The sequence below is a fragment of the Halomonas sp. KAO genome (assembly GCF_015595025.1).
GTDB lineage: Bacteria > Pseudomonadota > Gammaproteobacteria > Pseudomonadales > Halomonadaceae > Halomonas.
The window spans coordinates 53,494-68,859 of sequence record NZ_JADNRL010000008.1 but is presented as its reverse complement, the minus strand read 5'-3'; the positions used below and the strand labels follow the sequence as shown (position 1 = coordinate 68,859).

Sequence of the window (15,366 nt, the reverse complement as noted above, 5' to 3'; positions counted from 1 at the left end):
CACAGTTACCTCTTAATTAAATTATCGTGCTGCCCAAGCTTCGGCGCGGGTTGATTGTTGGCGACTTTCTTCCCGTTAAAATAGACAGGCTGAGCTGGAGACCGCCAGCTGCCCATATTCAGAAGCAACCCGCGTTCTTTAGCATGTTCGGATTGTGAGAGTTGTTTAATATCCCAAATTGGTGAAGCAGGCACACCGGCGTTATCAAGCTTCTCGCACACCTCTTTTACCGTGTACTTGCTAGTCCAGCCCTCAATAATAGCTTTAAGCTCTCCCTGATGAAGGCAGCGTTGCTCGTCACTAGTGAACCGTTCGTCGCTACTTAATTCATGCATCTCCATACATTCGATTAGACGTTTAAACAAGCTGTTTGTAATGACGGCAACAATCACTTTTCCGTCGCTTGCCTGGAAGCTATCGAAAGGAGCGGAGAGAGGATGTCGGTTACCAATAGGCGAAGGCGCCTTGTCATTTGCAACATACTGAGCGAGATTGGTGACCTGCATGGAGAACAGACAATCGAGCATGGATACGTCGAGGTAACAGCCGTTACGATGAGGGTCACGCTCACGTTGGAACAAGGCCGCACAAATTGACCAACTGGCGAACATACCAGCGCACACATCCCCCATAGACTCGCCAATTCGGGTCGGTGGTCCGCCATCAGGGCCTGTAGCTGCCATGAGGCCGGACAAGGCCTGGGCAATGATGTCATACGCTGGCTTGGCAGTCATAGGTCCTGTCTGCCCAAAACCTGAAATGGAACAGTAGATTAAACTTGGGTAGCGTTCACGAAGCGTCTTTTCATCTATACCCAGCCGCTTGGTTACTCCAGGTCGGAAGTTTTCCACAACCACATCTGCTTTTTCACAAAGCGAATCAAAGCGAGCCTGATCTTCGGGGTTTTTCAAATTCAAGCAAATGCTCTTCTTCCCCCGATTAATAATTGAAAAATATATACTCTCATTCTCAACAAATGGTGCAATATTGCGACTATCATCTCCACTTTCAGTTTCAATCTTTATGACATCGGCACCTAAATCGGCCAGCATTGAAGTACAATAAGGGCCGGCTAGAACGCGCGAAAGGTCAAGAACGGTAACACCCTGTAGTGGTTGCATAGTCACCTTTTCCTTTGCCTCTATAACAGGCACTCATATTGAGTGCCTGTATGTATTTTTATCTATTGACTACTTGATCATCGGCAGATCGAGCCCATTTTCACGGGCGCAATCCTTAGCAATATCGTAACCAGCATCAGCGTGGCGCATTACACCAGTGGCAGGATCATTACGCAGCACTCGTCCTAGACGAGCATGGGCATCGTCGGTGCCATCACAAACAATCACGACTCCTGCATGCTGGGAGTAGCCCATGCCCACGCCACCACCATGATGCAGTGACACCCATGTGGCGCCGCCGGCAGTGTTGAGCAGGGCATTCAGCAGCGGCCAGTCAGAGACGGCGTCAGAGCCGTCCATCATCGACTCGGTCTCGCGGTTGGGGCTGGCCACCGAACCGGAATCCAGGTGGTCACGACCGATGACCACGGGCGCCTTTAGCTCGCCGTTCTTGACCATCTCGTTGAAGGCCTGGCCCAGGCGGGCGCGGTCCTTGAGGCCGACCCAGCAGATGCGTGCCGGCAGGCCCTGGAAGCTGATGCGCTCGCGCGCCATGTCGAGCCAGTTGTGTAGGTGCGGATCGTCGGGAATCAGCTCCTTGACCTTCTGGTCGGTCTTGTAGATATCTTCGGGGTCGCCGGAGAGCGCCGCCCAGCGGAACGGGCCGATACCCTGGCAGAATAGCGGACGGATATAGGCCGGCACGAAGCCAGGGAAATCGAAGGCATTCTCGACGCCCTCTTCCATCGCCATTTGGCGGATGTTGTTGCCGTAGTCGAAAGTCGGCACGCCCATCTTCTGGAAGTCGAGCATCGCCCGAACATGCACCGCCATGGACTGCTTGGCGGCCTTGATGGTGGCCTCGGGCTCGGCCTTGCCTCGCGCCACGTACTCCTCCCAGCTCCAGCCGGAGGGCAGGTAGCCATGCAGGGGGTCGTGGGCACTGGTCTGGTCGGTGACCATGTCCGGCTTGACCCCTCGCTTGACCAGTTCCGGTAGCACATCTGCGGCGTTGGCACACAGGCCGATGGAGACCGCCTGGCCATCCTTGGTGTATTTCTCGATGCGGGCCAGGGCGTCGTCCAGATCTTTGGCCTGCTCGTCGAGATAGCGAGTACGCAGGCGGAAGTCGATGCTGGTCTGCTGGCACTCGATGTTGAGCGAGCAGGCACCAGCCATACTGGCCGCCAGCGGTTGTGCACCCCCCATGCCACCAAGGCCGGCGGTGAGAATCCAGCGACCCTTGAGCTCGCCGCCGAAGTGCTGGCGACCGGCCTCGACAAAGGTCTCGTAGGTGCCCTGAACGATGCCCTGGGAAGCAATGTAGATCCAAGAGCCTGCGGTCATCTGGCCGTACATCATCAGGCCCTTGCGGTCCAGCTCGTTGAAGTGTTCCCAGTTGGCCCAGGCAGGCACCAGATTGGAGTTGGCGATCAACACGCGCGGCGCGTCCTTGTGGGTCTCGAAGACGCCCACCGGCTTACCGGACTGCACCAGCAGGGTCTGGGTATCCTCCAGACGCTGCAGGGTCTCGACGATCTTGTCGTAGCACTCCCAGTCGCGAGCAGCACGGCCGATGCCGCCATACACCACCAGATCCTCGGGCCGCTCGGCTACGTCGGGATGCAGGTTGTTCATCAGCATGCGCAGCGGGGCCTCGGTCAGCCAGCTCTTGCAGCTGATCTCGCTACCGGTAGGAGCGGCAATCTTGCGGCTGGTGTCGTGGCGTTTGTCTTGGATGCTCATTTATCGATTTCCTCGTGTTAAAAGTGGCTGTAGTTCAGCCGTTTAATGTCAGCAGGTGAACAAGCCGTGCTGCCGCCCTGGCAGTGCGGTTGTCGATATCGTGACTGGGGTTTAGCTCGGCTAGGTCGGCCAGGCGCAGCTTGTCGCTATCTCGTATGCCCTCGATCAGCGGCTCGATCAGATCTAGTGCAACGCCACGAGCAGCCGGTGCGCTCACCCCGGGAGCCTCGGCGGCAGGCAGCACGTCCAGGTCGATGGTCAGATAGACGTGGTCGCAGTCGTGGATAAAGCCGGCGAGGTCCTGCTCGATGTTGGTCAGGCGTGACGCGGTGATCTCGCGATCCTCACGCACCAGAACCCCAAGCTCGTCGGCGCGGCCGAACAGTGCTCGCGTATTGGCGGCACGGCTCACCCCCAGGCAGGCATAGTGAAATGCCCAACCGCGCTCCTCGCATTCGTTGGCAATCTGGGAAAAGGGCGTGCCCGAGGAGCGCACGTGCCGCGGGTCGCGCAGATCGAAATGGGCATCCAGATTGACGATACCGACGCGTGGCGCCGTCTCTTCGCTGGTCGCCAGATGCTGGGCAAGCCCCGACCAGCTTGCATAGGCCACCTCATGACCGCCACCCAGCACGATGGGCAGGTGCCCTTCGCCCAGCAGCGCGGCGAGCCGATCGGCCAGCGCCTGCTGGGCCTCTTCCATGACATCGCCCTCACAACGCACGTCACCGGCGTCATAGGCAGGCCCTCGGCGGTGCCAGGCCAGCGGTGCCAGGGCGCGGCGCATGGCCTCGGGACCTTCGGCCGCACCGATGCGGCCCTGGTTGCGAGCCACGCCGGCATCGCAGGCGAAGCCCAACAGTGCGCAGCCGGGGGCAGCGCCCTCGGTCAGCGCCTGGACCTTCTGGTGCCAGCGTTCGCTGTCGGGCTCGGGATCGGTGCGCCCTTGCCACAGAGAACTGTCGAAGCCGTAGTGAAGCGAGGTATCAGACGGCATGGGTCAGCTCCCCCTGGAACAGGCGCTGGCGCAGGCGACCAGGCTGAACGGCATAGGCCAATGCGGCTGGGGTATCGATATCCCAGATGCACAGATCGGCGGTAGCCCCCTCCTGGATCCGCCCCCCTCCCTTGAGCCCGAGGGCGGCCGCCCCATGGGCGGTCATACCGGCCAATGCCTCCTGGGGCGTCAGCCGAAACAGGGTGCAGGCCAGGTTCAGCATCAGCGTGGGCATGAACAGCGGCGAGCTGCCCGGGTTGGCGTCGGTGGCCACCGCCATGGGCACCCCGGCCTCGCGCAGCGCCGCGATGGGAGGTTGCTGGGTCTCGCGCAGGGTATGGAAGGCGCCGGGCAAGATCACCGCGACGCTGCCGGCCTGGCGCATGGCTTTGATGCCCGCGTCATCCAGATACTCGATATGATCGGCGGAGAGCGCACCGTGACGCGCCGCCATGGCGGTGCCACCCAGGTTGGAGAGCTGCTCGGCATGCGCCTTGATCGGCAGCCCATGGGCCTCGGCAGCCTCGAAGACCCGCTCGCACTGCGCCACCGAGAAGGCGATCTTCTCGCAGAACACATCGACGGCATCGGCAAGGCCTTCCTTGGCGGCGGCCGGGATCATCTCCTGGCATATCAGGTCGATATAGCCGTCGCTGTCATCCTTGAACTCGGGCGGCAGCGCATGGGCGCCCAGCAGTGTGGTCACTACCTGCACCGGAAGCTCCTCGCCGAGGCGACGCGCCACGCGCAGCATCTTCAATTCGTCCTCGACCGTCAGGCCGTAGCCAGATTTGATCTCCACGGTGGTAACACCATCGGCGATCAGCGCCTCGAGACGCGGCCGTGCCAGCTCAAGCAGCTGGTCCTCGCTGGCTTCCCGTGTGGCCGTCACGGTGCTCAGGATGCCACCGCCACGCCGGGAGATCTCCTCGTAGCTCACCCCTTCCAGGCGCGCCTCGAACTCGTCAGCACGGGAGCCGCCAAACACCAGGTGGGTATGACAATCCACCAGGCCTGGGGTCATCACGCCACCGCGGCCCATGTCATGGCAGCCTTCCGCCAGCCCTTCCCCGAACTCCCGCATCGGCACAAGCGTTACAACCCGCGCCCCTTCAGTGACGACGGCCATGGGCTCGGGCAGGGTACGCAGACCATCGAAGACGTGGATATCGCGCCAAAGGCGACGCTTGGTGGTGGTATTCGACATGGAGGCCTCCTCCAGAGTGGCTCAGCGGATGCAAACTCAATGTATATACAACTAAGCCCAACCCCCTGGAGCTCGTCAAGCCGCCTTGGCAAGAAACAGTGGGTGACAAGACGCACGCACCAAGGGGCATAGATACGAAAAAAACTATGAAAACAATAAAATGGAAGTGAAACTGGCTCTACTCTATGATCATCTCGTGCTGAAAAACTCGACCAATGTCTAACCCCCTCGACTAGGCAGGGACACGCGGCTGCCTTACATTTGTATATACATAAAAGGCAAGATGCCTAATCCGATCCAGTCACTGCACGGCACAAGACAAGAGGCGTGCCCATGAATCGCCAACCCCCCCAGGCTCGGCAACCCGCCGCTGCCGCTACCCTGCTCAAGCTGTTCCTGCCCAGTACGCTGGGCATCCTAATCTTCTTCGTACCCATCGAGATCGCCAGTAAGCGCACCATCCCGCTGGATCATCTGGTGACCGGCGCACGCGCACTGCTTGGAGAAGCCAGTGGGCTCTATGCCCTAACACTGATCGTTGCCGGCGCAACCTATCCGCTGATTCGCGGCTACTGGAACCGCAATCTGACCGAGCGCATCTTCACGGGGCTAAAGTTTGCCGGTATCGCCGCCGCGGTGATGGCGCTGACAGGATGGGGGCCGGGCTTCCTGCATGAGCCGGATATGCTGCCCTTCCTGTTCGACAAGCTAGTGATTCCGGTGGGCCTGATCGTGCCGATCGGCGCCATCTTCCTGGCGCTGCTAATCAGCTATGGTCTTCTGGAGTTGATCGGCGTGCTGGTGCAGCCGGTGATGCGCCCCATCTGGCGCACACCAGGGCGCTCGGCCATCGATGCCGTAGCCTCCTTCGTGGGCAGCTACTCTATTGGTTTGCTGATCACCAACCAGGTCTATCAGGCCGGCCAGTACTCGGCACGGGAGGCGGCTATTATCGCCACCGGCTTCTCCACGGTCTCGGCCACCTTCATGATCATCGTGGCCAAGACGCTTAACCTGATGGACATTTGGAACCTCTACTTCTGGCTGACCCTGCTAATCACCTTCGTCGTCACCGCGGTCACCGTGCGTCTGCCGCCGCTCTCGCGGATGGATGACAGCGCCGAGGATGGCGAGCCAGAAACGGTGCCCGGCAAGCGCCTGAGTACTGCCTGGAGGATCGGACTGGACGTGGCCGAGAAGGCTCCGAGTCTGCATCGCAGCGTGGCGCTCAACTTCAAGGAAGGACTGGTGATGGCGATCAGCATCCTGCCATCCATCATGTCGGTGGGACTGCTGGGCCTACTGGTTGCCAAGTACACCCCGCTGTTCGAGTGGCTGGGCTGGCTCTTCTACCCTTTCGTGGCGGTTTGGGGCGTGGCGGATGCCGCCGCCCTGGCGCAAGCCTCAGCCGCCGGGCTCGCCGAGATGTTCCTGCCAGCGCTGCTGATGGCAGAGGCCGAGTTCGCTGCTCGCTTCGCCGCCGGCGTGGTGTCGGTATCCGCCGTGCTGTTCTTCTCGGCCTCGATCCCGTGCATCCTTTCCACCAGCATTCCACTGTCGGTGGGCCGCATGCTGGTGGTGTGGTTCATTCGCGTGGCCCTGAGCCTACTGCTCGCGGTGCCGACCGGCTATCTTGTGCAAACACTGGCCGGCTGACACTGCCTTCAGCCTCGCTTACGCAAACGGCCGGGAATCCCCGGCCGTTTGCATTAGTAGCAGCTCAATTGCGCACTCATGTCGGCTCACGATGCATCGAGGAGCGCAGCTTATAGCGCTCACCGGGGTGGAGCAGTCGCGCATAGCTAATCAATTGCTCGCCCGACCAAGTACGCCTAACCATGCTCAGGCAAGGGCTCATCATATCGATAGCTAGCCATTCAGCTGCCTGATGATCAGGTAGCACCGCTTCCACAATGTGCTCCACATCCGTGATGGGAAATTCGGCCACCAACACTTCATTAGGTGTGTGGTGTGAGAAGTCAGTATCAAGATAATCCGGGGCCCAGCGCGGATTAACGAAACGGTCCTCAAGCTGGATCGGCACCTCATTTTCTAGATGGAGGATTAAAGTGTGAAAAACTCGGCTACCAAGTCGCATGCCTAAACGCAACGCTATTTCATCATCGGCTTCTATCGCTTCGCAAATCAGTAACTTATTACTATAGTAGTGGCCGCGTGACCGAACCTCCTCAGCGATGTTATATACCTCAACAAGCGACGACTCTGACTTGCGATCAGTGACGAAGGTGCCAAGCCCTGGTTGGCGGGTTAAATAGCCTTTCTGGACCAGGTCACGTATCGCTTTGTTAGCGGTCATGCGACTGACCTGGAAATCACGGGCCAGCTGCTCCTCAGGGGGGATTTGGTGATGTGAAGGCCATTCACCACTGTTGATCTTATCCAGCAGGTGCTGCTGTATCTGCTGATAGAGGGGCAAGGTAGTGGCCATAGAAATTCCTTAAAAAATATAATTCATATACAATAACAGTATACCTATCATATAGCGCCCGTTCATCAATTGTGTTCAGAAGTGATGCAGGCTATAGCTTTAACACAAACATTACATTTTCCTTTGATGCCCCTGCTGACCAACAAAGTGGTTAAATATTAGCAGACGAACAAGTATGAGTTACCACTCAATGGCTAGCCGGCTGGGCCTTTCCGTGAACATCCTGTTGAGTTTACACAATCGATGACTGTCAGGTTTCTTGGACAGGCCCATCATCTTCACCGTCAAGCGAGCTTAGCGGTTAGTGAACCAGTAGTGGCTCCGATAGGTAGAGGAAGTCATGGTTGCATAGTCGCTGCTTCGGCCGGCTGGCCTGCCACCACCTGCATCAAGCTGTCCAGGTAGTTGGAATCTGACATAAACAGCACGTGCTTGGTGCGTAGCTCTTCCGCGGTCATGCCCCAGTGGCTGATAATCCACTCCCGCGTGGTGCTGGAAGGTGCCAGGATGACACTTTCCAGCTCTACGTGGTCAGTCTTCAGGCGCCGCTCCACCTCCTTGATGCGCTCCCCGAACTCGATCTTCTCGTCCTTGGGCCCGGTATGGCGAAGCCCATGGGGATCAACGAAGACGATGCGCTGGCGGTCATCCTGCACATGCCAGAGGATAAAGTCGGGATAGAACCCACCGGCCTCGAAGAAGCCGACCCCCTGCTTCACCAGGTTACGCAGCAGGTAGAGCTGTTCACCTCGTTCAGCGAGCGCCTGCTGGTTTCGCTCCAGCCATCTTTTCAGATCCTCGACGAAACGGAACTCGCTATCGTTGAGGGCAACGGGCTCAACACGGATACGGCTGTCCTTGCCCAGGTGCAGCAGCGGACTGTAGAGGTGGGCATCAATTTGAATTGCGCTGACACCGCTGGCCTTGGATGAGCGATAGACGGCCTGACGCTGCTGCTCGATGGCCTCCTTCATCTGCTTGATGTCGTCGATCAGTGCCGATTCGCTGCCATCGACGATCAGCTGATACTCCTTGGTATCGGGCAGGTTGCCACGGGCATCCTCGAGCGCCACCAGTTCCAGGCGCGGCTCCAGGTAGGCGCGGCGGTGGTAGTTGAAGACTCGATCCATCAGCAGCGACAGGAGCTCCAGCGCCATGCTTTGGTAGCGCTGGAAGTTGTCGGCGTGCAGCTTCCACTGATCGTCAGGGACCAGCAACGTATACCACACCTGGCTCTTTAGCAGCGCCGGGAGTCGGCTGGCATCGATCAGCAGATTGGCATAGCCCCTGGAGCGCCGATAGCGCTCCAGGTCGCGCTCCAGGGCAGCCATATCCAGGAACAGGAGACGATTGTCATCGAAGAAGCGCTCGTGCTGCTTGGCCTGGCCGGGCTTGGCCATCACGTCCTTCACGCCAGAAGCCTGAAGACTCTCGACCCGAGGGTAGCGGTCGAGCTCGACCTTGCGCTCCTTCAGCACGATATCCGGCGTCAGACCCAGCTCATGATGGAAACCGCTGCTGACGGCATTCACAGGATGCCCGAAGAGTACTAAAGGGCCATCGCGGTGGAAGCTATAGGCTTGTTTGGTGTCCTGCCTAACCTTGGGGCGCAACATCTTCAGCGACTTGCCGACGTCCTCCATCACGTTCAGCTTGAGCGTATGGATCTCGGGCTGGTCGTTACCCGTCAGGCCCTCGTCCTCCAGGAAATCCCGGAAAGTCGCCATAAAGTCGGCGCCAACGCCGAAGACGTTGAGGGTCTCGAGCAGATAGAGGTGCTTGGGTGCCAGCACCGGATCGAGCCGGCTGGAGCGCATTAGGCTCATATCGCGGCCTTTAAGACGCACACCGCGGCCGAATAGCTGGATGATCTGCGAGCCTTCCTTCTTGCCGGTGTTCATCAACCCCATGCTGGAGACACGCCAGCAGTTCCACCCCTCGATAAACTTCTTTGAGCCGATCAGCAAGTTGACCGGCGAGTTTTCGCGAGTGACCTCGGCGAAGATAGGGTTGGCCAACTCCGACTTTCGGACCTGCAAATATTGAATCTTGCTGCTCTCCAGGTGTTCGGCCAGGCCCAGCGCATCACCTACGTTGATCAGCCCGAAGGGCTGCTCGGCCTCGCCTACCTTCAGCAGCAGCTCACCGGAGTCGCCGGTGATACGGTCGACGTTCAACGTGCCGCCGCCCGGGGCATGGAAAATGTAGGTGAGAATGTCTCGGTAAAGCTCATCAACAGACGGCCCTTGGGCCTTGAGCCAAGGGAAGCTGCCCGAGAAGATCTCGTTGCCTTGCTTGTCGATCAGCCCGGCCGTTGACGCATCACCTTCAAAAACAGTGCTCAGCGCCCGGCGAGCCTCGTCTTTTTCCCCCAGGAACCAAGCCAGAAAGCCCAGCACCTGTGCAATATCGGAGGCACGCTCCTTATAGTTCTTGGCAGTTTCCTTACTGCCGTCGTCTCTAACCACGCTGGCCCCGACGAACACCCACAGCGGTGCGGCCAGGTTCCACTGGGTCAACTGGCCGTGCTCTTCCTGGTAGTAGCGCTGCTGCTGATAGAAGGCCAGCAGTGCCGCCGTGAGATAGGTGTAGCGCTGCTGGGTCTCCTTCTCCGGCAGGTTGAAGATGCGGTAATCCTTGCCGTAGCCATCCTCGTAGAAGTAACGGTAGCCGTAATCGAACAGGATGCTCTTGGCGTAGGTCTCCTCCACCGCGGCATCCTTGGCGGCAACCACCGCCTCCTTGAAAGTGGCCGAGTACTCGAAGGTGAAGCCGCGCCCGGCTAACTTGTTACGATGCGACAGCCAGCCCTTTTCCTCACTGGCCGAACCCAGCCCGCGATGACCCTCATCGACCAGCAACAGGTTGCCATCGCCAAAGCTATCGACCGCCATGGTCTTCTTGCCCTGCACGTTACCGAGCTTGGTGATCTCGGTCACGGCAACACGGCTCAGCGATTTCCGCTCCCCGCTGAAGAGGTCACCACCGTCCTGGCTGAGGCGCTCCGCCTCCAGGCTGGAATCGCGACACTCCAGCAGATGCTGCTCGCTGAGGCGTTCGTTGGGTGTAATCAGGATGATCTGGCCATAATCAGCGAGGCGGTGGTACTCACGGGCGTAATGGCGAAATTGACGCACGTTGGTGTGCATCAGCAGCGTCTTGCCGGAGCCCGTAGCGTTCTGCAAACACAGCTTGTTGAGGTCAGCATCCTCATAGGAGCCAATGCCGGTCTGGTAGCCCTGCCCCTGCCAGAAGCTGTTGAACCGCTCGACTTGGTGGTTAAGGCTGGCCTTGAGCGCTTCGCGATCACGGAAGTACTCGTGGAGGTAGATCTCCACGAACAGCAGAGTCAGCCACTGGAAGTACTTCCAATCGACCTCGACCTCTCGCTGCTGATTAAGCGCATCGGTATGCTCGACGATATTGGCATCGAAGCGCTTTAGATCCTCCTCGCCATACTTCCAGGTGGGCTGGTAGCTGCCCAGCAAGTCATGGAGATAGTGGTGATGGCGATCACCGGTCAGCCCAGGGTCACTCTCCTTCAACGTTTTGCTGAGCAGCGTAATCGGCCGGACGCGGCTCCCGCCGTCGCGATACTGCTCCAGCGGGTCGATCCCGAAACGCGTCAGCACCCATTGGTTGAGTACCAGCTTCTTGAGGAAGTCGCTCTTGGTGCTGAGCTGCTTGATCCTGGTCTGGCGTGGCCTCCGTGCCATTAATGCGACTCCTGACTATCGTCATCCTGCTCAGCGGTTTGCTGCGGCGCATTCTCACCGACCAGCACAGGCTTGCCGTCTTGCCAAATCACCGCGTACTGACCGAGCCGTCTCTTACGCTCCAAGGTGTCAGCGACTGCGGTACGGAGGCTATCGAGCATTTCCTGAGTGTCTGGTGCTAGCTGGGTCATGGCCGAGCCTCCTTGACGAGTCGGTTATAATGGTGGTCATTGAGAATATGGCGTTCTTGACCGGTCTGCTCAAAGACTGGCTCCGGCGTGCCTCCGGCATTCATGAAGCAGCGAGCCCGCGTGACACTGGGTGCATAGAGCGTCAGCAGGTTGTGCAGGCTGCGTGGGAAGCGGCGCTGAATGTCCTTCAGCGGGATGTTGTGGCCGCCATGAGAGACACGCTCAGCTACGCGAAGGCGCGACATTTCCACCGAAGGCAGTGCCAGGTAGACCAGCTCGACTCGCCAGCCCGTATCAAGCAGCCGCTTCACCAGGCTCAGATAGCCACGCCCCGAGAGCGTCGTCTCGAAAGCAAAGTCCTCGCCTTCCCCGATCGCATCTTCGATTTCTCGCAGGAAGATACGGCTGGCAGCGAGCAGCTCCCGCTCCGGTGCCAAGGGCGACAGCCCGGCGGCGATCAGGTCGGCGTTAATAAATCGCGAGCAGTTCGCCACCTGGGGCAGATAGTGAAGCGCAAAGGTCGTCTTGCCGGCACCGTTAGGACCGGCAACGATCCAGCAGGTAGGTGCGCTGGATTCAGTGCTCATCGTCACACCCCTCCCACATGCGGGCATGGAAGGTCTCTTCCAGGCTGTGCACACGGCTGCGCGCACTGCCGGTCAGGTTCAAGCCATGTGGGCCGTTGATGTAGATGGCATCGAACTCACTGTCGGTTGTGCCGATCTTGTACTTTTCCAGAAGCGCCTCCAGCACCGCGGCGTCCTTCTCTGGATCGTCGGTCAGCTTGCGCCACACCACCAGCACCTTGGCCAGGTCCTCATCGCTGCCCGGAATACGACGCACATGCCCTTCGACCTGGCGGATCCAGTAGGCGCCGTCTTCGTTTTCGCGCAGGCTGACCGCCTTGAGCCGAGTGTTCTGATCCTCCGGAAGCTCGGGGTCTTCCTCGCGCTTGAAGCGGGCGATATAGGTACGCGGCTTGTCCAGGTGAGTGACATGCAGGCCCATCAGCCAGTTGAAGGTCTCGACCAAGTCGACAGCCGTTTCCCGGGTCTCGTCGCTGCCGGGCTGCTTCACTTTAAGCGTGTAGCTTTCTGGATCACGGAACCACTCGGTATTGAGCAGGCTGGCCGAGCCGCGGGTTTCCACGTCGAGCAGGTACTTGAGGGTATAGTCGCGGCGCAGCTCCGGATTTTGCTCCATCAGCGCATCGCGCTGGGGGTTATCGTCAAGCTCGAGGTTATTGAGCGTGTCATCATAACTTTCAAGGCGGAGGTATTTGAAGCATTGAGACACGCCATTCAGCTCCCCTTTGCCATCCTCTAAAGGGGCCCCACCTTTCCAATCTTGTGAGTATGCCGACTTCACAAGCCTAGGCTTAATCACATCTAAAGAATACTCACCCATCTCCACCAAGAAGTACTTCTTCTCACCCCTTCCTAATCTTTTGTTATTTATTACAGATGCACCCGTGGTACCAGAGCCGGAAAAATAATCTATCACCCAACCATTTTTTTCGAAATACGAAAGCAGCCTACCTATATCTTTCACATCTTTAGGGTTGTCAAAAACCCGATCTCCCATGATCGCTTCAAATGCATTATTAGTATTTTGCGCATAACTCCAAAAGACACTTCCCATCACTTGACGTGAGTTCTCAAAAAGATAATAAACTACACCTGGAACGGTCTTCTCATCACGACCGAAAGATATTTCTCCTCTATCATACCTTTCCCAAAAAGTTTCGGACTTAGAATATCTCCACCCACTTTTGGGAATTTTTACAGGCAGCTTTGTTTGAGGGTGCAAGACCTCATATCTTGGCCCCTTACCACCTGGCCAGTTTATATTCCCATCATCCCTATACGGCCCTCTAAAAGACATCTTGGGATATTTCGACAAAATACTTTTTGTTTCCGGGTCTTTAATCGACGAAACGAACAACTTCCATTCTTCATGGATACCCCCCAAGTTATTCCCAACCCTTTTTTTTATTCTCTCAAACTCGACTTTCGCCTCATCCACCCCCGTCTTAAGCTCTCTGAGTTTTTTTCCTGATTTATCCAAAGCTTCCTTATCTAAGCAGTAAACCGCCATATATTCATGGCCAACCGAAAAATACTTTGCATCATTTTTCCTGTTTCTGTCCCAAACCAACCTAGCAAGGCGGTTGCTTGAGCCAAAAATCTCATCTGCCAAGAGACCAAAATTCTGAATCTCTACATCATCAAAGCTAACAACGACAAAAGCATCTTTAGTCATCAAGTGCAAGCTAGACGAAATCCTGTTATAAAGCATCGTGAGCCAGCTTGAATCTTTATAGCTATCCTTGTAAACAAACCCGTCATCGCCAGTATTGTAAGGCGGGTCGATATAGCACATCGGAAAAGATTTCTCGAATGTTCTTTCCGCCATCCTTATTGCCTGAAAGTTATCGGACTGAACGAGTATGCCATCCAAGCTGGAAAATGAAATACCAGAACGAGACAGTACGTCCATTTTGAGTTCTTTCGAAAGAAGCCCCGTATCTACCATCAGGAACTTTAACTTACTACTCAGCAAGACTCCTGCGGGGCCTTCACAATCTAAAATCTCATCCAGCTCATTTAAATCAACAGAACAGTACTCTTCCCATTGCCTCCTTTGCACCTCATTATTTACAATATCGGAGACAAGATCTTCGCAACCATTTAAATGATCTAAAGAAACACAATAATCAGAGCTTAAAACAAATTTCTTCTTAAGCCAAAGATTTCGCTGAAAATTCTCTAGCTGCGCCAAGAAAGCGATAACTTGCTTGGCAATTTTACGCAGCACCTGAATTTTCTTTAGCTGCTGCTCAACGATCAGAACATCGGCATTATCGATATCATCTAGTCGCAGGATTTCATTCTTGATATAGAAATCCAGCTCGCGGGAGAGAAAGCCGCCCAAGTCCTTGTGGATAAAGTAGTCCATAGTGTTGCGGGCGGTGTACTGCTGCAGATACTTTCCCAGCAGGGTGCGCTCTTTCTGCTTGTCTGTCGGCGCCCGGGTAGCCAGCCCATCTCGGTAGGCGGCGACGCCATCGGTGGTACGAAGCGCCGTCATAATGACATCTTCCGCTTCCTCGAGGCGCTTCTTTTGCCAGGTGCCGCTCTGACCGGTCTTGTCGGGGTCGGGACGATACTCGAACTGCAGCACCAGGTCGGCACCTTCCAGGCGCGCCGGCTCGTCGTGGTGGATGATGAAGAAGCGCTCGGTACTCTCCTTCACATCGTTATGCTCGCCTTCGGTAGCGTCGACCACGCGGCAGTGAACCTTGAGCGCTGCATCCACCGAGTCGAAACCCAGGCCACCCTGGGCAGCCGAGCCCTGCAGCTTCTTCAGGGCCTCGTTGAGGTTGAAGGTGAAGTTGGCTAGTGTTTCGGAGGACTTGACGTAGTACTGGTCCTTGTTGGCCCAGTGGAGGTAGACCTCGCGCCCATCATAGGGTACCGCATAGGGGGCGGCGCGGCTGTCGTTCTCGGCAACGTGGTGGCGGCGACTCATGAAGTCGCCCTTGTCGTAGTAACGGGAGAAGAAACGGTAGAGGTGGTCGTAGATGTCTGCCGATGCGCTCTGCTCCCGCTTGGCGACATCGTAGGCGGCCCGCGCCTGCTTCACCGCCGGGGCGCTCTCCGGGTCCGGGGCTCCCAGTTCTTCGGCCTGCCGGCGCTTCTCCTCGATCTCCTGGCGCATTGCTGCCAGCTGCTGCTCACCCTGCTCGGCAAAGGCTTCCTCAATGGCATGAGCCAGGTCTTCACGGATAAACCGGGAGAGCTGGTCGCTCTTGGCGTGCATGATGCGGTAGAGCCCGAAATCCAGCTCTGGCTTGTCGAGCTGGAAGAGCTCGTGAAGCAGCTTGATAAAGCGTTCCTTGCGATCGTCCGCGGTGCTAGCAGCCATTGACCCGTTCCC

At 57.4% G+C, this 15,366-nt stretch carries 10 protein-coding genes; 1 reads left to right on the top strand and 9 read right to left on the bottom strand.

Annotated features, from left to right (window positions below):
* Positions 1–5 precede the first annotated feature (5 nt).
* The 4 genes from IOC61_RS03115 to hutI form a co-directional block, all read right to left on the bottom strand.
* A complete protein-coding gene (locus IOC61_RS03115) occupies positions 6–1,121 on the bottom strand; it encodes a CaiB/BaiF CoA transferase family protein (RefSeq protein ID WP_195687407.1) in 1,116 nt (371 codons plus the stop codon).
* 69 nt (positions 1,122–1,190) lie between these two features.
* The gene (gene hutU, locus IOC61_RS03110) at positions 1,191–2,867 is read right to left on the bottom strand and encodes a urocanate hydratase (protein ID WP_195687406.1); all 1,677 of its coding nucleotides are present in this window, start codon (positions 2,865–2,867) and stop codon (positions 1,191–1,193) included.
* 34 nt (positions 2,868–2,901) lie between these two features.
* Entirely contained in the window at positions 2,902–3,864 is a 963-nt protein-coding gene (gene hutG, locus IOC61_RS03105; RefSeq protein WP_195687405.1) for a formimidoylglutamase, read from the bottom strand.
* The gene (hutI, locus tag IOC61_RS03100) at positions 3,854–5,071 is read right to left on the bottom strand and encodes an imidazolonepropionase (RefSeq protein WP_195687404.1); all 1,218 of its coding nucleotides are present in this window, start codon (positions 5,069–5,071) and stop codon (positions 3,854–3,856) included. The genes hutG and hutI overlap by 11 nt, the downstream gene beginning before the upstream one ends.
* Positions 5,072–5,404: 333 nt before the next feature.
* Here hutI and IOC61_RS03095 point away from each other — a divergent pair, with 333 nt between their 5' ends.
* Positions 5,405–6,727: a YjiH family protein gene (locus tag IOC61_RS03095; RefSeq protein ID WP_195687403.1), complete on the top strand. Its 1,323-nt coding sequence runs from the start codon at positions 5,405–5,407 to the stop codon at positions 6,725–6,727.
* Positions 6,728–6,803: 76 nt separating this feature from the next.
* On the opposite strand, the gene hutC is transcribed toward IOC61_RS03095, so the two are convergent.
* From hutC to IOC61_RS03070, 5 genes are all read right to left on the bottom strand, one after another.
* Entirely contained in the window at positions 6,804–7,520 is a 717-nt protein-coding gene (hutC, locus tag IOC61_RS03090; protein WP_195687402.1) for a histidine utilization repressor, read from the bottom strand.
* 338 nt (positions 7,521–7,858) lie between these two features.
* Positions 7,859–11,236 (bottom strand): DEAD/DEAH box helicase family protein, encoded by a 3,378-nt coding sequence (locus tag IOC61_RS03085; RefSeq protein WP_195687401.1) that lies wholly within the window; start codon positions 11,234–11,236, stop codon positions 7,859–7,861.
* Positions 11,236–11,427, bottom strand: coding sequence for a hypothetical protein (locus IOC61_RS03080; protein ID WP_195687400.1), 192 nt, complete (start codon positions 11,425–11,427; stop codon positions 11,236–11,238). The genes IOC61_RS03085 and IOC61_RS03080 overlap by 1 nt, the downstream gene beginning before the upstream one ends.
* A complete protein-coding gene (locus IOC61_RS03075; RefSeq protein ID WP_195687399.1) occupies positions 11,424–12,014 on the bottom strand; it encodes a hypothetical protein in 591 nt (196 codons plus the stop codon). Before IOC61_RS03075 ends, IOC61_RS03080 begins: the two co-directional genes overlap by 4 nt.
* Positions 12,004–15,354: a site-specific DNA-methyltransferase gene (locus IOC61_RS03070; RefSeq protein ID WP_195687398.1), complete on the bottom strand. Its 3,351-nt coding sequence runs from the start codon at positions 15,352–15,354 to the stop codon at positions 12,004–12,006. The genes IOC61_RS03075 and IOC61_RS03070 overlap by 11 nt, the downstream gene beginning before the upstream one ends.
* Between the last annotated feature and the right edge of the window lie 12 nt (positions 15,355–15,366).